At 70.7% G+C, this 16,413-nt stretch carries 12 protein-coding genes; 3 read left to right on the top strand and 9 right to left on the bottom strand.

Annotated features, from left to right (window positions below):
- Positions 1–134: 134 nt before the first annotated feature.
- Positions 135–1,256, top strand: coding sequence for an ROK family transcriptional regulator (locus tag LUU90_RS19765; protein WP_275005558.1), 1,122 nt, complete (start codon positions 135–137; stop codon positions 1,254–1,256).
- 143 nt (positions 1,257–1,399) lie between these two features.
- Here the strand turns inward: LUU90_RS19765 and LUU90_RS19760 are convergent, their stop codons facing one another.
- The 3 genes from LUU90_RS19760 to LUU90_RS19750 form a co-directional block, all read right to left on the bottom strand.
- Positions 1,400–4,438 (bottom strand): family 16 glycoside hydrolase, encoded by a 3,039-nt coding sequence (locus LUU90_RS19760; protein WP_275005556.1) that lies wholly within the window; start codon positions 4,436–4,438, stop codon positions 1,400–1,402.
- A gap of 112 nt (positions 4,439–4,550) precedes the next feature.
- Positions 4,551–5,963 carry a methyltransferase family protein gene (locus LUU90_RS19755; RefSeq protein WP_275005555.1) on the bottom strand — a complete coding sequence of 471 codons (1,413 nt, stop codon included), beginning with the start codon at positions 5,961–5,963 and terminating at the stop codon, positions 4,551–4,553.
- Entirely contained in the window at positions 5,960–7,015 is a 1,056-nt protein-coding gene (locus LUU90_RS19750) for an SRPBCC family protein (RefSeq protein ID WP_275005554.1), read from the bottom strand. Before LUU90_RS19750 ends, LUU90_RS19755 begins: the two co-directional genes overlap by 4 nt.
- Positions 7,016–7,130: 115 nt before the next feature.
- Here LUU90_RS19750 and LUU90_RS19745 point away from each other — a divergent pair, with 115 nt between their 5' ends.
- Positions 7,131–7,751: a TetR/AcrR family transcriptional regulator gene (locus tag LUU90_RS19745; protein ID WP_275005552.1), complete on the top strand. Its 621-nt coding sequence runs from the start codon at positions 7,131–7,133 to the stop codon at positions 7,749–7,751.
- Positions 7,752–7,761: 10 nt separating this feature from the next.
- On the opposite strand, the gene ligA is transcribed toward LUU90_RS19745, so the two are convergent.
- Positions 7,762–10,167 (bottom strand): NAD-dependent DNA ligase LigA, encoded by a 2,406-nt coding sequence (gene ligA / locus LUU90_RS19740; RefSeq protein WP_275005550.1) that lies wholly within the window; start codon positions 10,165–10,167, stop codon positions 7,762–7,764.
- 156 nt (positions 10,168–10,323) lie between these two features.
- Here ligA and LUU90_RS19735 point away from each other — a divergent pair, with 156 nt between their 5' ends.
- Entirely contained in the window at positions 10,324–11,844 is a 1,521-nt protein-coding gene (locus LUU90_RS19735) for a flavin-containing monooxygenase (protein ID WP_275005549.1), read from the top strand.
- A gap of 84 nt (positions 11,845–11,928) precedes the next feature.
- Here LUU90_RS19735 and LUU90_RS19730 read toward each other — a convergent pair whose 3' ends face one another.
- The 5 genes from LUU90_RS19730 to LUU90_RS19710 all read right to left on the bottom strand — a co-directional run bounded on the left by LUU90_RS19730 (position 11,929) and on the right by LUU90_RS19710 (position 16,261).
- Positions 11,929–13,191 (bottom strand): cytochrome P450, encoded by a 1,263-nt coding sequence (locus LUU90_RS19730; RefSeq protein WP_275005548.1) that lies wholly within the window; start codon positions 13,189–13,191, stop codon positions 11,929–11,931.
- The gene (locus LUU90_RS19725; RefSeq protein WP_275005547.1) at positions 13,188–13,799 is read right to left on the bottom strand and encodes a GTP-binding protein; all 612 of its coding nucleotides are present in this window, start codon (positions 13,797–13,799) and stop codon (positions 13,188–13,190) included. Before LUU90_RS19725 ends, LUU90_RS19730 begins: the two co-directional genes overlap by 4 nt.
- Positions 13,780–14,133, bottom strand: coding sequence for a DUF742 domain-containing protein (locus LUU90_RS19720; protein WP_275005546.1), 354 nt, complete (start codon positions 14,131–14,133; stop codon positions 13,780–13,782). Before LUU90_RS19720 ends, LUU90_RS19725 begins: the two co-directional genes overlap by 20 nt.
- A gap of 110 nt (positions 14,134–14,243) precedes the next feature.
- Positions 14,244–14,657, bottom strand: coding sequence for a roadblock/LC7 domain-containing protein (locus LUU90_RS19715; RefSeq protein ID WP_275005544.1), 414 nt, complete (start codon positions 14,655–14,657; stop codon positions 14,244–14,246).
- Positions 14,654–16,261, bottom strand: a complete 1,608-nt coding sequence (locus LUU90_RS19710) for an ATP-binding protein (protein ID WP_275005543.1) — start codon at positions 16,259–16,261, stop codon at positions 14,654–14,656. Before LUU90_RS19710 ends, LUU90_RS19715 begins: the two co-directional genes overlap by 4 nt.
- Between the last annotated feature and the right edge of the window lie 152 nt (positions 16,262–16,413).

Raw genomic sequence — 16,413 nt, 5'->3', positions numbered from 1 at the left:
GAATGAACGTAGAGGGACTTTTGGCGACGGTCAAGCAAAAGTCGCAACTTCGTTGACCATGATTGACTAGAGGCATGGTGGAAGTGGCACGGGAAGTGTTTCAGCAGGCGCCCAAGGTCTCTGGAGCGGGGGACATGTTCCAGCTCTTGCGCGACGGGCGGCCCCGCACGCGGGCCGATCTCGCGGCCGTCACGGGCCAGGCCCGGTCGACCGTCGCGGCACGCATCGACCTGCTCATGACGGCCGGGCTCATCGCCCCGGCCGGCGAGGCTTCCTCGACCGGGGGCCGCCCGCCGGCGACGTTCGCGTTCGCGCCGTCCGCCCGGGTGGTGCTGGGGGTCGACCTCGGCGCGACGCACGCGCGGTTCGCCCTGACCGACCTCGCCTCCACCATCCTGGCGCAGCGTGAGCTGCCGCTGCTGATCACCGACGGTCCCGACACCGTGCTCGACCAGGTCGCGCGGACGGGCGCCGAGCTGCTGCGCGAGGCCGGCCGGTCCACCAGCGAGCTCGCCGGCGTCGGCGTCGGCCTGCCGGGGCCGGTGGAGCACGCGACCGGCAAGCCGAACAACCCGCCGATCATGCCGGGCTGGGACGACGCCGACGTACCCGCCATCCTCGGCGCGCGGTTCCACGCGCCGGTGCTCGTCGACAACGACGTGAACATCATGGCCCTCGGCGAGCACCGGACAGCCTGGCCCGAGGTCGCGGACCTGCTGTTCGTCAAGGTCGCCACGGGCATCGGCGCCGGCATCATCGCCGACGGCGCGCTCCGGCGCGGCGCCCAGGGTTCGGCGGGCGACATCGGGCACGTCGCGGTGCCGGGCGTCACTGACGTCGTGTGCCGATGCGGCAACGTCGGCTGCCTGGAGGCGATAGCGAGCGGGCTCGCCGTCGCGAACGCGCTGGAGGGCGCCGAGAAGCCCGCGGACGTCGTCGCCATGGTGCGGGCGGGGGACGTCGCCGCGAGCCAGGCCGTCCGCCAGGCCGGCCGCGACATCGGTGCCGTGCTCGCGACGAGCGTGAGCCTGCTCAACCCGTCGATGATCGTGATCGGCGGCATCCTGGCCGACGCCGGCGAGCACATCGTGGCAGGCATCCGCGAGGTGGTCTACCAGCGGTCCCTGCCCCTGGCGACGCAGCACCTGCGCATCGTCACCGCCCGGACCGGCACCCAGGCCGGCGTCCTCGGTGCGAGCGCCATGGCGGTCGACCAGGCGCTCTCGTCGGAGGCGGTCGACCGTCTGGTGGCGTAGCAGGCGCCGGACGGGTCGCCGGCGACAGAGCACGACGCTGGTCGAGCCGCCACCGCTGGTCGAGCTGGTCGAGACCTGGGTCTCGACCAGCTCGACCAGCGAGGTGTCAGCTCGACCAGCGCTGTGTCAGCTCGACCGCGAGGTCAGCCGGCGTCGCTCAGGTCCTTGACCCGGACGTCGCGGTAGCCCACCGCCTCGCCCTGGCCGTGGTTCTGGAGGCCGATGAACCCCTGGCTGAGGTCGCGCGCGGGGTCGGTGCTGACGAAGTCGTTCACCAGCTCACCGTTGAGCAGGACCTTGATGGTCTGCCCCTCCACCCGGATCTCGTAGGAGTTCCACGAGCCCACCGGCTTGAGCGCCCGCTCCACGGCCTCCGGGTCGGCGCCCTGGAAGGTGTAGATCGCGCCCGTGGTGCGGTCCGCCTCGTCGGTGGCGTCGATCTGGATCTCGTACCCCTGGTTGACGGCGACCCACGGGTCGTTGCCCGGGTCCGGGAAGCCGACGAAGACACCGCCGTTGTCGTCCTTGTTGAGCTTCCAGTCCAGCTTCAGGCTGTACTCGTTCAGCTCCGTGGAGTGCCAGAGCAGGCCCATGCCGCCGTTGCCGCGCATGGTGCAGTCGCTCTGCCGGGCGAACGAGCCCGGACCAGCCATGTTCCAGCCGTCCAGCGAGGCCAGCGTGCCGTCGAACAGCGCGGTGTAGCCCTGCTCGTACTCCTTCGCCTCGCAGATGTCGTCACCGCCGCCGACCTTGAGGAAGTCGAGGTTGACGTTGCCGTCGTCGTCCTCGTCGTAGCGCAGGGTGATGGTGTTGACGCCCTTGCGCAGGTCCAACGACCGGGTAGCGGTCGCCCAGGTCTTCCACGTGCCGGTGGACTCCAGCGCCCACGGCTCGACCTCCTCGCCGTTGACGAGCACCGACAGCGTCTTGGTGCCCTCGAACGGGTTAGGCCCGTTGGCGTACCGCAGGTGCACCGGGACGCTGCCCGTGCGGCGCGCGGTGGTCGTGAAGGTCGCCGAGGCGCCTGGCTGGTTGAACCCGGCGGCGAACCCGGAGCCGGAGTAGCCGTTGTGCTCGTTGGCCGCGTTCGCGCTGCCGCGGAGCGTCGCCTCCTCCGCCTCCTGGAACCCTGCGGGAGCCTTGTAGCCGGGGATCGCGTTGAGCGTGTACCAGGCCTCGGTGTTCCACAGCTCGCGACCCTCGACGTCCGCGAACGGACGCGGGCTGCGCAGGTGCACCACGTACCCGGGCTGGCGCCCGTCCACCGTGAGCGTCACCTTCGTGCGGTCCTTGGAGACCTTGGCGCGAGAGACGAACAGCTGCTGCTCGTCGATCTTCGGCCCGCCGTAGGACCGCGTGGGCACGTAGCGCCAGTGGTCCATCCGGAACGCGGCGTTCGGGTCCTCGGCGATCTTCGCCACCGTCTCGTCCGAGAGCGGCTGCGTGTACTCGACCTCGAAGCCCTTCTTGGTGACCCGCATCTCGGTCATGTCGAAGGCGTCCTCGCCGTTCGGCGTCAGCTTCTGCAGGCCGTAGCGCAGCTTGCCCGGCTCGCTCCAGTTGCCGCCCTCGCCGATGCCGCCGACGTACAGAGCGCCGTCGGGCCCGACGATCGTACGGTTGACGCCGGCCTCCAGGCCGGCCGTGTGCCGGAACACCGCGCCCTGGTACTCACCCTCGACCTTCTCGAGGAAACCGCGCTGCAGACCGCCGTAGGTGACGTCACCGAACACGAGCTGGTCCGCGTACGGACCCTCCTCGAGCTGCACCGGGCCGCTCGGCGAGTTGCCGATCTCGTTCTGGGGCACCCAGAGCGCCGGGGCGGAGACGGGCTGGTCGTCGAACGGACCGGCCGGGTTCGTGAAGTGGTTGAAGAACTTGCCCTCCTCGACGTGCACCAGCTTCGAGCTGGGCAGCCAGGCGCCCTGGTTGTCCATCACGAACAGCTCGCCGTCGGGGCCCTTGACCATGCCGTTCGGCGTGCGCAGGCCGCCGGCCACGTACTCGACCTCACCGGTCTCGCGGTCGATCCTGATCGAGGTGCCGCGGTTCTCGGCCGGCTGCGGGTCCGTGGTGGCGCCGCCGTTGTTGATGGCGACCGACAGGTTCACGTAGAAGTAGTCGTCGTCGTGCAGCAGGCCGAACGCGAACTCGTGGAAGTTCTCGCCGAACGGCCACTCGGCCACCGTGCGGTGCTCGTCGTAGAAGCCGTCACCGTCGGGGTCCGTGAGCTCGGTGAGCTTGTCCCGCTCGGACACGTAGATCGAGTCCTCGATCACGGCGATGCCCATGGGGTTGAACAGGTCGGTGGCGACCTTCTCGTAGGTCACCTCGTCCTTCGAGGTCTCGCCCGTCACGTTGTCGAGCAGGAACACCTCGCCCGGCTCGGGGTTCTCGACCCAGCCGCCGGGGCTCACCGAGCCGGACGTGACCACGGCGAGGCGGTCGTCGTCGGTCCAGTCGAGCCCGGCGACCATGGGCTCGAAGCCCTCGGGGCGCAGGTCCGTCAGCGTGTAGCCCGGGTACACGGAGTCGAGGCGCATGCCGTCGCCCGCCGTCTCGTCCGAACCCTCGCAGTACTTGGTGCCCGGTGCCGTCACGCGCACGACGCCGGCCTCGGTGCTCAGCACGCTCTCGGGGACGACGACGAAGTCCGTCGCGCCCGGCGGACGCCACTCGAGCTTCAGGATGTTGTCGTTGGTGTTGTCGAAGTACTCCACGCGCAGGTCGTGGACCCCCGCCTCGAGGGCGACGGTGCCCTCCTTCGACTCCGCGCCGTGCAGGCCGTCGTTGTCGATGACCTCGGCGTCGTCGATCACGAGTCGCGAACCGTCGTCGCTCGTGAGCCGGAACTCGTAGTTCCCGGCGGACGGCACCGACAGGTTGGCGAGCGCGTGCGCGATGAAACGCTCGCCCATGCCGAAGTCGGCCTCTGTCGCGTAGTCGATGGTCGGCTTCAGCTGGTCGACGTTCGGTGTCTGGCCGGAGCGGAGCGTGCACAGCTCGCTCAGGTCGCGCGCCATGTCATAGGTCCTCAGGGTGACGCCGGGTTCCTGCGGCGGCAGGTCGTCTGCCGCCGAAGCGGCGGGGACGGTCCCTGCCAGCATCACTGCTGTCAGCGCGACGGCGGTCGCGCCTGCGGCAGCCTGTCTCGCGCGGATACTGGTTCCACGTTGTGTCATGAGATCTCCTCGGTCGGCATTGACCTTGCGGCTAGAACCTACGAGGTACTTCTGTCGGCAGTCAAGCAAAAGTTGTAAACTGGACAGCGTTATCGCTCGACGAACCGCCTGCTCACGCATGCCCGCTCGCGGCGACACCCGAGGAACACGTTCCCGTTCGGGACGCCCTCGGCCCCGCCCCGAAAGCGTCAGCGCCCAGCTGAGCGAAGTGCCGCACGGCCGGCAGATCGAGCGCCCAGCCCGCGAGCGCCCAGCCGAGGTGGACGTGCCCCAGCGCGCGGGCGATCGCGGCGACACCCTGGGCACGCACGACGAGCGTCGGGCCGGAGGCCTCACCGAGCATGCCGAACACCTCGTAGGTGACGCGGTACAGGACCTCCGGATGCTCCGCTGCTGGGCGAATGCGCAGGTGAACCGGGTTGTGGCGCACGAACCACCGGGCGACGCCGGTGCACTGCACGCAGTCGGCGGCGACCCACAGCGTGGCCGCGGGTATCACGGGCGCGGGACGCCAGCGCGGCAGCCAGGACCGCACCGACGCACGGTAGGCCCGGTAGGGCTCACCGAACGCCTGCCGGAGCTGCTCTCCCTCGTGCCACTCGCCCAGCCCCGCGGAGTATCCGACGGCGACCAGGGTGCCGAGCAGCAGCGCGGGCTCCCCGAGGGTGAGCGCGAGCCCTGTGTAGGCGGCGGCGATCGTGGTCTGCATCGGGTTGCGCATGTACGCGTAGGGCCCGGAGGTGACCAGGCGCGACGGCGGGTCGTACGGCAGCGGGGTGCCGCGCCCGACGGCGGCGAGCTCCCGCATCGCGGCCAGGCCTGGCAGGCACACGAGGAGCGTGAGCTGGACGCCCGTCGACGTGACGACCGCCGGCCAGTGCGGTTCGGGCGCCAGCGTGATGACGGGGAGGGTGAGCAGGAGGCCGCCGGCCCACACCGCCTGCGCCCATGCCCGGACGACGACGTGGGTCCGGTGCAGCGTCCAGCGGGCCAGGAACAACGCCGGGGCCAGGGCGGTCACAACCCCTACCGCCTCACCGACCAGCCAGTGCTCGCCGAGCACGACCACGGGCTCACCGAGCGGCATGACGGCCAGGTCCAGCCAGACCAGGGCGGCGGCGAGGAGCAGGAGCGGCCAGTGCCCGCTGCCCGGCCCGGACCTGTCGGGGCGAGCGGGTCGGACGACGTTCGGGTGGGCGGCCTGCGCCCGATCTCCCCGCAGGCAGCTGAGCACCAGTGCGGGCACAGCACCCCAGAGCAGCGACCAGCCGAGCCAGAGGTCGACGGGCACACCGAGCCAGACGGCCCCTGTGGCGTGGAACGTCCACCAGCCGAACGACGGCGCGGCGACGTTCAGCGGCAGGAGCAGCAGCGCGGCCCACGCCGTCGCGGTGACCGCCGCACCGACGGCGCGCGGGTCCGGCGTCCGCCAGGCACAGAGAACGACCACCGCGAGCAGGGGCACCACCACCGCCGCCCCTCGCACGACGACGGCGGCCGTGGCCGGGTCGAGCAGGCCGGTCACGCGCCCGCTCGCTCCGCCGTGTTCGCGAACGTCTCGATCAGATACTCCGACGCCAGGCCGGATGCGTAGTGCTGGATCGGGCCGAAGTACCAGGAGGGGTCGAAGGTGCGGGTGTACTCGAGGGCCCACGTGACCCGCGTGCGGCCGGCACCGGCCGCCTCCCATGTGATGTCCGCGGCGTGCAGGTCCATCCAGCGAGCCAAGGTCGTGTCGGAGGTGACGTCGAGGCGCAGGTGACCTCCGGTGTCGGACACCTCGGACCGCGCGACCCGCAGCGACATCGCACGCGGCGTCGTCCCCGCGTTGATCCCCAGGCTGCGGCGCGGGCTGAAGGTCACGTGCCGCTCGTCGCCGACCCGGAGCCCGTGCCCCGTGGCGGACACCGGCTCCGGGAACGGGACGGCCCGCAGGAACGGGGCCTCGAACTCGCCGTAGGTGGGCGGAGCGGCGAGGGCGGCGGCCACCTGCTCGGGTGTCGCCTCCACGACGACGGTCGCGACACCGGCGTCGTCGCGCGGCATCAGGCTGAACCCGCCGATCCCCTCGGCCATCAGGAGGAGGAGCAGCGGCGCGACGGCGAGCGCCCGGCCGCGCTGGTTGCGGGACCTCTGGACGGTCGCGCCGATGGCAGCGGCCACGCCGTAGAACAGCGGCGCGGCGATGACCAGGCACACCACGCCCTCGTTCAGGAGTGGGCCGGCGAGCGCCAGACCCACAGTCGTGGTGGCGAGGGCGGTGCCGACCGCGCTCCGGGGCCGTGCGGTGAGGATCACCGTGAGAGCGATGACCGCGGGGATACCCACGTAGAAGAGGGCCGTTTGCTGCACGTCCGCCGAGTCGAGGAGCTTGGCCACGAGCATCGCGGCGAACAGGGCGAGCGCGACCCCGGCCAGCTGGAGCCGGGCGCGGCGGGCGCCGCGTGGCAGCGGAGGGCGCGTGGGCTCGAGGGGCAGGGACGAGTCCTCCGGCACACGAAAGGGCTCGGCGTCCCGTGCGCCGCCGGTCCCGTGATCGCTGTGGTCCGCGGACTGCCGGGCTGGGTTCTGCTCCATGCGCGTGCTCCTCTTGGCAAGCGAGCGATCGGTCCAGTTTGATCACTTGATTTGATCACTCGGTTTAATCAGGTGATTAAAGCATATGATCAAGCGACGGCGGAAGGAGCTGACGATGGCCCAGACCGGGCGTGGGACGGCCGAGGAGACACGCAAGCGGCTGCTGGACGCGGCGGACCAGGTGCTGCGCGAACAGGGCTACGCCGGAGCGACGGCCAGATCCATCGCGACAGCGGCGGACGCCAACTCGGCGCTGGTCTTCTACCACTTCGGGGGTGTGGACCAGCTGCTACTGGCGGCGCTCGACCGCGCGACCGAGGAGCGTATGGCGCTGCACCGCGCCACCGCCGCGAAGGCTCGAACGGTCGAGGAGCTGGTCGAGGCGGCGACCACGATCTACCGCACCGACCTGGAGCGCGGCTATCTCGCGCAGTTCGGCGAGCTCGTCGCCGCGGCCGTCACCAAGCCGGCACTGCGGGCCGAGATCAGCGTGCGCGCCGAGCCCTGGGTCGGCTTCGTCGCCGAGCAGTGGGAACGCGTCGTGGGCGGATCACCGCTCGGCAAGCTTCTGCCTGCACGCGACGTCGCCGACGCCGCCATCACCTTCTACCTGGGCGTGAACCTGTTCTCGGTGATCGACCCGGACCGGCAGCGGACCGACGGCGTCTTCGCCCTCGCCGCTCGCCTCGCACCGCAGGCCAAGCTGCTGACCATGCGGCTGCCGGGCCGCCGGTGAGGCCGCCCGCTCAGAGCGCCTCCGGGCCACCCTCCAGCAGCTTCTTGAACCCGTCCTCGTCCAGGGTGGGGATCTCGAGCGCCTCGGCCTTGGCCGCCTTGGTGCCGGCGTTCTCCCCGAGCACGACGTAGTCCGTCTTCTTGGAGACCGAGCCGGAGGCCTTGCCGCCCGCGGCGATGATGGCCTCCTTGGCGCCGTCCCGCGTGAAGTCCTCCAACGAGCCGGTCACCACGACGGTCAGGCCCGCGAGGGGGCCGGTGGGCTCCGTGTCCGCCTCCGCCATCGCCGCAGGACCGGGGTGCCCCGGCGTCGCGAGCTCCACACCCGCCGCACGCCACGCGGCGAGGATCTCCTGGTGCCAGTCCACCGCCAGCCAGGCCTTGATCTCGGCGGCGATCACCGGGCCGACACCGTCGACGGCCGCCAGCTCCTCCTCGGACGCCGCCTCGATCGCGTCCACGGAACCGAACCAGCCCGCGAGCGCCCGGGCCGCGACCGGCCCGACGTGCCGGATGTTCAGGGAGACGAGCTTGCGCCACAGGTCCTTGGTCTTGGCCCGCTCCAGCTCGTTCAGCAGCGTATGCGCCCCGGACGAAGGCTCGTACAGCGACTCTCCCGCTTCGATCGCCGCCCGCTCTTCGCTCTTCGAGAGCTTGCGCTTCTTGCGGAACGGGGTGCGCACCCGCGCGACACCGTCATCGTCCACCTTCGGCGCACCCAGCTCGGGGTCGCGGACCACGACCTCGATCGGCACGAGATCGTCGAGCGTGAGCGAGAACAGGCCGGCCTCAGTACGCAGCGGTGGATCCGCCGGAACCTGCGGCTGCGTGAGTGCAGAGGCCGTGACCTCACCGAGAGCCTCGATGTCGAGGCCGCCCCGCGAGCCGATGTGCTCGACCCGCCCGCGCACCTGCGCCGGGCAGGACTCCGCGTTGGGGCAGCGCAGGTCGACGTCGGCCTCCTTCATGGGGCGCAGCGGCGTGCCGCACTCCGGGCACTGGGCCGGCATGACGAAGTCCTCGCGCGGGTAGCCGTCGTCGGCCAGGGCGGGGACCGGTCCGAGGATCTCGGGGATGACGTCGCCCGCCTTGCGCAGCACCACCACGTCACCGATGCGCACACCCTTGGCCCGCACCACGTCCTGGTTGTGCAGGGTGGCCTGGCGCACCGTGGAGCCTGCGACCGCCACCGGCTCCATGACCGCGTACGGGGTGGCCCGGCCGGTGCGGCCCACACCGACCTGGATGGCCAGCAGCCGCGTGTTGACCTCCTCCGGCGGGTACTTGAACGCGATCGCCCAGCGGGGTGCGCGGCTGGTCGAGCCCAGCTTGCGCTGCCGCGCCAGGGCATCGACCTTGAGGACGATCCCGTCGAGCTCGTGCTCGATGTCGTGCCGGTGCTCACGGAAGTACTCGATCATCTCCAGCGCGCCGTCCAGGCCGTCGACGACCCGGTTGTGCGGCGAGACAGGGATGCCCCACTGCTCGAACAAGGCGTACGCGTCGGACTGGCGCTCCAGCTCCTCGTGCGTACCCTCCTCCCACTGCAGGGCGCCTACACCGTGCGCGTACATCCGCAGGCCCTCGACGCGGGCGAGACCCGCCTCCAGCTCGAGACCGTCCTTGTTCTCCAGCAGCTGCCGCAGACCGCCCGCCGCCGCGTTGCGCGGGTTGGCGAACTGCGGGAACCGGCGGAGCGCGGCGACCCGCGCCCGTTCCACGTCGAACTCCTTGCCGCCGGTGTGTCGGCCGGAACGTTCCCGCGCCTCCTCGACGACCCGCTCGCGGAGCTTGGCCTGCAGCTCGTTCAGCCGGGCGAAGGTGGCGACCGGGATGAACACCTCTCCGCGCACCTCGACCACGTCGGGGTGGTCCTCGCCGGTGAGCTGCTGCGGGATGCTCGCGATGCGCAGCACGTTCCGGGTGACATCCTCGCCCACGCGACCGTCTCCGCGCGTGACGCCCCGCACCAGACGCCCCCGCTCGTAGACGAGCGAGATGGCCAGGCCGTCGATCTTGACCTCGCACAGGAACCCCGGCTTGTCCGTGCCCAGGTCGCGGTTCACCTTTTCCGCCCACACCGCCAGCTCGTCGGTGCTGAAGGCGTTGTCGAGCGAGAGCATGCGCTCGATGTGCTCGACGGTGGCGAACCCTGCCGCCGCGGCGCCGCCGACGCTCTGCGTGGGTGACTCCGGCGTCACCAGCGCCGGATGTGCCGCCTCGAGCTCCTGCAGCTCGCGCATCCGGGCGTCGTACTCGGCGTCGGACGAGACGGGGGCATCAGCCTCGAAGTACGCCCGCCGGTCCTCCTCGATCCGGGCCACGAGCTCGGCCCACCGGCGCTGTGCGGTGGCCTCGTCGCTGGTCGCTGCTGCGGGTTCCGGGATGCCTGTCGTCTCGCTCACAGACACAATCATGGACTGAACCACTGACATCCGAGCGGCCAGCCGCTGAAGCCTGCGCCGAAAGGTCAGCCGACCTGGGCATTCGCCTCGATCCGCCCCTATCGCGCATGGTCCGCTGCCGCTACCATTCGAGAAAAATGCCAGGAATCTACTGAGAGCAGGGGTACCTTGAAGATCGCCGTCGTCGGTGCCGGTTTTGCAGGTCTGGCCACCGCGAAGATCCTCCGCGAGTTCGAGCACGACGTCACCGTCTTCGAGAAGGCGCCGGACGTCGGCGGGGTGTGGAGCGCGACCCGCCGGTACACGGGCCTCCGGACGCAGAACAACAAGGATTCGTACGCGTTCTCCGACCTGCCGATGCCGCGTGACTACCCCGAGTGGCCCACCGGCGAGCAGGTCCAGGCCTACCTCGAGCGGTACGTCTCGACGTTCGGGCTCCGTCCCCACCTGCGGCTCGCCACCGAGGTCGTCCGCGCCGAGCTGACGGACGCCGAGGACGGCTGGATGATCACCGCCCGCCGCGTCGGTGCCCCGGTCTCCGCGCCCGAGAAGTTCGACCACCTCGTGGTCGCCAACGGCATCTTCTCCGACCCGGTCTTCCCGCAGTACGAGGGCTACGCCGACCTCGTCCGCGCCGGTGGCAAGCTCGTCGCCTCCAGCCAGCTCAACACGCTGGACGATGCCCGCGGCAAGCACGTGGTCGTGGTCGGGTACGGCAAGTCGGCGTGCGACGTGGCCGCCGAGATCGGCCCGGTCGCCGAGTCCACCACGGTGGTGGCGCGCCAGCTGCTGTGGAAGATGCCCAAGCGCGTGGGCAAGGTGCTCAACATGAAGTACCTGCTGCTGTCCCGCCTGGGCGAGGCGCTGTTCCGCTACCAGGACCTGAACAACCGCATGGAGAAGTTCCTGCACGGCCCCGGCGACAAGGTCCGCGCGTCGATGCTCGACAGCATCGGCTCCGTGGCGACCATGCAGCTGAAGCTCAAGAAGCTCGGGCTGGTCCCGCACGGTGAGTTCGCGGACATCGCCAACAGCACGGTGTCGCTGTCCACCGACGGGTTCTACGAGCAGGTCGCCGCCGGCACCATCGCCGTCCACCGGGACACCGAGATCGAGCGGTTCGAGGTCGAGGGCGACCGTCCCGTGTCGGTGCTCAGCGACGGCACGCGGCTCCCCACCGACCTCGTCGTCTGCGGTACCGGGTTCCACCAGCGCGTCCCGTTCCTCGACGACACGATCTCCGCGCGTCTCCTGGACGACCAGGGCAACTACGAGCTCTACCGCCAGATCCTGCCCCACGACGTGCCGAACCTGACGTTCTCCGGCTACAACTCGTCACTCTTCTCTCCCCTGTCGGCCGAGGCCGGCGCCATCTGGATCGCCGCGTACCTGGGTGGGGCGCTCGACCTGCCGCCCATCGAGGAGCGGCGCAAGCACGTGACCGAGCGCGTGGCGTGGATGGAGAAGCGCACCCGCGGCAAGCACGCGCGGGGCACCAACGTCATCCCGTTCTCGATGCACCAGATCGACGAGACGCTCGACGAGGCAGGCGTGAACATCAGTTCGCGCGCCCGCGCGATCCAGTGGCTCCTGCCGATCGAGCCGTCCGTCTACAAGAACGTGGTGCCGCGCCTCAAGGAGCGGATCAAGGAGCGTGCCCCCAAGGAGCGCGTGGGCACCGAGGCCTGACGCCGTTCCGCCGAGGTGGTCGTCTGGCGAGGTGGTCCCCGGCGAGAGCAGGGTGACCACCTCGCCGGGACCACCTCGGCGGGGTCAGCGCTCGGTCGGCGGGCCGCCCTCGGTGGGCGGTGACGTGAACCGGACCGGGAGGCTGCGCGGATAGCGCGACCACGGTGAGACCGACATCTTGAGCGAGTCCGCCGACACCGACAGCTCCATGTCGAGGATCCGGCGCAGCAGCGTGTCGACGGCGATGCGGCCGATGAGCGGGCCGATCCGGTGGGCGGGGCAGGCGTGCGCGCCGGCGCCCCACGTGAGGTGGAACCGGCTGCCCAGCTCCTCCCAGGGGTCGTCCGTACGGATGGCCCGGTCGGCGTTCGCGGCGGCGACGGCCGGTACGAGCGCATCGCCGTACGCGATCCGGCGTCCGCCCAGCTCGCAGTCCTGCCGGGCGAACCGCGGCAGCACGTGCGGAGCCGGCGGGTTGCGGCGCGACACCTCGTCCAGGGCGTCGTCCAGGTCGAGCCGGCCGCGGCGCACACGCGCCGCGAACGCGGGGTCGGTCAGGATCATGTGCAGCGTGCTGGCGATCCACGCGATCTCCGCGTCGTGCCCCAGGCTGAACATGACGCCGATCGAGGCCATCACCTCGACGTCGTTCTCGTGGTTCGGGTGGTTCACCAGGGCCGTGGTGAGGTCCTCGCCGGGCTCGGCCCGGTGCGTCGCCACGAGCACGGCCAACAGCGACTCCTGCTCGATCGCGGCGGCGCGGGCCTTCTCACGGCCCTCGTACACCGCCTCGGTGAGCTCGTGCATCCGATTCCCGTCGGACAGGCTCATGCCGAACATCTCGGTCATGACCATCACGGGGACCGACACGGCGTAGTCCTTCACGAGATCCGCCTCGCCCCGGGGCATGAGGCGGTCGATGATCGCCTCGCACGTCACCGCGACGGTGCGGGCCAGGCGCTTCTCGTCGATGGCGCCGAGAGCGTCGTCGAGGGGGGCGCGCAGCCGGCGCTGCTGCATCCCGTCGAGGTAGTAGGCGCTCTCCCGCGGGGCCAGGGCGGCGAACACGCCGGAGTCCGCGGGTAGGGAACGTTCCTGGACGTACCGCCAGTTGCGGGAGTTACGGGAGAACAGCAGCTCGTTGCGCATGACGCTGCTCGCCTCGTCGTACCCCAGCACGAGCCAGGCGGGCACGCCCGGCTCCAGGTCCATCGGCGCGACCGGGCCCCACTCGTCACGGAGCTGCTCGTACAGCTTGTGCGGATCCCGGGCCGTCGTGATGTCCGACAGCTGCATCCGGTCCGAGATGTCTTCCAGCCGGAGGTGCAGTCTGTTGGCCAGTGTCACGCGGTGACCTTCTGGAACACCGGGAACGTCATGGCGTGCTCGACGAGGGTGATCAGGGTGAGTACCGCGGACTGCCGGTCCCGCGCGTCGCACTCGACGATCGGGGTCTCCGGGAGCAGGTCGAGCGCCGCACGGACCCGCTCCAGCGGATAGTTCGGCGAGTCCGGGAACTGGTTGACGACCACCGCGAACGGGATCTTCGTGCGCAGCTCCAGCTGGTCCAGCACCTCGAAGCTGTCCTCGAGGTGCCGGGTGTCGATCATGACCAGCGCACCGACGGCGCCGTCGGCCAGGCCCGCCCACAGGTCCCAGAAGCGGCGCTGGCCCGGGGTGCCGAACAGGTACAGCGCGATGTCCTCGGTCACGGTGATGCGACCGAAGTCCATCGCGACCGTCGTCGTCTCCTTGTTCGGCTGCCCCGGGTCGATGCCGACGCTCGCCGTGGTGATGCGCTCCTCGGTACGGAGCGGGTCGATCTCGCTCACCGCGCCGATCAGCGTCGTCTTGCCCACCCCGAAGGCACCGACCACGAGCACCTTGACCGACCGTGCGACGGTCGGTGCCAGATGCTGGCCGGGTGCTGTGCGGTCAGAGCTTGCGGAGTCCATCGAGAATCTTCTCCAGGATGTCCTTGCCGGGCAGGACGTGCGCTTGATGGTTGGAACGAATCGTCAGGTTCCCCGTGTCGACCAGGTCCGAGACCATGACCGCCACGAGGCTCACGGGCAGCTGCAGGTACGCGGCGACCTCGGCGAGGGCGAGCGTCCCGCGGCACAGCTCGACCAGCTCGCGCTCCAGGCGGCTCGCCGTCGAGAGCACGGGCCGGCTCTCGACGGCCCGCACGAGTGTCTCCGGTCGTAGCGTGTTGCGCGACGGGTGTGCCCGCCCCGAGGTGAGCACGTACGAGCGCACCGGGTGGTCGCGGTACTCCTCGGTGTCCATCCCCTCGCCCCCTGTCGGTCGGTCAGGTATCGGTCGAGCTGGTGGTGCCTGATACGCCAGAGCCTCTTCAGGCCCAGGTGGTGCTTTCCGAAACGGTGCCTGGGGCGGGATCAGCTGGAGATCCGCTCCGTGCCCAGCGTGCGCTCCCCGATCATGAGCACCTGGGCCTGCATCTGCTGGGCGATCAGAGCCGGGTCGATCACCGTCTCCGTGACGACCGCGAGGCGTGAGCCGTCACCGGCTCCCCGGACGAAGAGGAAACCGCCGTCGAACTCCACCATCACCTGGCGGATCGTCTCGCTGTTCCCGAACTCCCTGCTCATTCCCATTCCCAGTGCCACAAGTCCGGCACATGCCGCGGCTACCTTGTCGGCCACGTCCAGCGGGGTCTGGTCCGTCCGAACCTTCATCAGTCCGTCCGAGGTGAGCACGACAACATGCTTGACCCCCCGTACACCACTGATGAGCTCGAGCATCCAGCTGTTGCCGTCGGTGCTCGTCATGCCGTCGGCCTGCGTAGTCATCGGTCCTCCGAAGTTCCGCCGGCTCCAGCCGACGGTTCGCTGCTGTCAGGTGAGTCCCCGAACCGCGCCTCGCTCGAACTGAAGAAGGCACCCATCCACTCACCGGCCTCTTCGGCCGTCTGAGCGGGGCCAGGAGCTTCGGTACGGGGCTCCGTGGCCTTGGTCCGGTCCGGCGTGTCCGCCTCTCCACGGCGCGATCGCCGTTGCGGAAGCGCAGACGGCTCGGGGAACTCGTCGTCCTCGGGGCGGGCTCGCCCAGGACGCAGGGGCAGCTCGCCAGGGGCCTGCACCGGGGCACCGGCCACGGGCGTCTCCTCCTCTTCGTCGGCCACGTCGCCGGGCGCGCTCAGCGGCTCGACGGGAACCACGGTCGCCGGGTCGGGCGCCGCGGGCGCGGGCCACTCGTCGTCGTCCGCGGGCTTGGCGCTGGGCAGCTCGGGCGCCAGCGGCGCCTCGACGACCGCGGTGGCGCTGCGGCGGGACCCGAGTGCTGAGGCCCCGCTGGTGTGGTTGCCGGCGCTCGGCAGGGTGGCTGCCGGCGTGAGCATGCCCGTCGGCACCACTGCCTCGGTGAGTTCCGCCGGAATCATGACGATGGCGCGGAGGCCGCCGTACACCGACTCGGTGACGTCCACGCGGAAGCCGTGGCGCCGGGCGTAGGTACCGACGACGGCCAGGCCGGTCTGCGGGATCTCGCCCAGCTCGGTGATGCTGATCTCGCGCTTGCCGGAGGCGATGTCGCGCGCCTGCTCGAGCTGCTTGAGGTCGAGGCCCACACCGCAGTCGTCGATCTCGACGACCGCGCCGCGCTGCACCTGACGCAGCGAGACGAGCACCTGCGTGGTGGGCGGCGAGGACTGCGTGGCGTTGGACAGCAGCTCGGCCACGAGGTGGATGAGCGGCTCGACGATCCGCGCCGAGACGGCGACGCCGGGGTCACCCGACACCTCGACCCGGTGGAACGCCGTGATGCGGCTGGCGGCGCCCTTGACGACGTCGGGCAGCGGGAGCGGCTCGCTCCACTGCTGGCCAGGCCACTCACCGCACAGCGCCGCGAGGCTCTGTGCCTGCCGTGCCTGCTGGGCGGCGGCGTGGTCGACGCGCATGGACGTCTGCAGGATGTCCGGGTCGGTGGGGTGGCGCTGCACCATGCGCGCCGCCTCCTCCTGGATGCGGTGCGCGGCGGCCTGGACCTTGCGGCTCAGTGCGACCACCGCGACCTGGACGGCATCGCGACGGGCGACGCGCTCCTCCTGCACCCGGGCGAGCATGGCGGCGGCCTCGTCGAGACGGGCCTGGGCGCCGGCGTCACCCGGAAGGTGCGGGAGCGGAGGGGCGGGCTCGCTGTCGAGGAACGCGGGCAGCTGCTCCTTCGCGAGCGCGTCGAGCGCCCGGGAGGCCGCCTCGGCACGCTCCTCGGCCCGGCGGTAGGCCAGGACCAGGTCCTCGTGCGCGGCGAGATCGTCGCGTGAGGACCGGGCGGCGATCAGTGCGGCCGCCACGGCGAGCCCGACGGCGGCGATGCCGACGAGCCATGCGGGCCACGTGGAGGAGGCCCCGGTGGCGGTGAACAGGACGGGTGCTACGAGTACATAAGCAAGCACGCCGGCGACGCACACCCAGGGTGCAACCTGGCGCAGCCTGCTCGGCGGAGGAGAAGAAGACATCGAGCTCACCGAGCCGATCCCCCTAATAGTTGTCTCGTCAGAGTTTGGAAGGCCGGACACGGCGGATACCGCGACCTGCTCCACGAACT

The sequence above is a fragment of the Promicromonospora iranensis genome (genome assembly GCF_028994775.1).
In the GTDB taxonomy this organism is placed as follows: domain Bacteria; phylum Actinomycetota; class Actinomycetes; order Actinomycetales; family Cellulomonadaceae; genus Promicromonospora; species Promicromonospora iranensis_A.
This window is presented reverse-complemented; position numbering and strand designations above follow the sequence as displayed.

Bases quoted from the DNA above. Each gene is read 5' to 3' on its own strand.
- ligA (WP_275005550.1), bottom strand. From the start codon at position 10,167: ATGATTGTGTCTGTGAGCGAGACGACAGGCATCCCGGAACCCGCAGCA.
- LUU90_RS19745 (WP_275005552.1), top strand. From the start codon at position 7,131: ATGGCCCAGACCGGGCGTGGGACGGCCGAGGAGACACGCAAGCGGCTG.
- LUU90_RS19715 (WP_275005544.1), bottom strand. From the start codon at position 14,657: ATGACTACGCAGGCCGACGGCATGACGAGCACCGACGGCAACAGCTGG.
- LUU90_RS19765 (WP_275005558.1), top strand. From the start codon at position 135: ATGTTCCAGCTCTTGCGCGACGGGCGGCCCCGCACGCGGGCCGATCTC.
- LUU90_RS19725 (WP_275005547.1), bottom strand. From the start codon at position 13,799: ATGGACTCCGCAAGCTCTGACCGCACAGCACCCGGCCAGCATCTGGCA.
- LUU90_RS19760 (WP_275005556.1), bottom strand. From the start codon at position 4,438: ATGACACAACGTGGAACCAGTATCCGCGCGAGACAGGCTGCCGCAGGC.
- LUU90_RS19720 (WP_275005546.1), bottom strand. From the start codon at position 14,133: ATGGACACCGAGGAGTACCGCGACCACCCGGTGCGCTCGTACGTGCTC.
- LUU90_RS19750 (WP_275005554.1), bottom strand. From the start codon at position 7,015: ATGGAGCAGAACCCAGCCCGGCAGTCCGCGGACCACAGCGATCACGGG.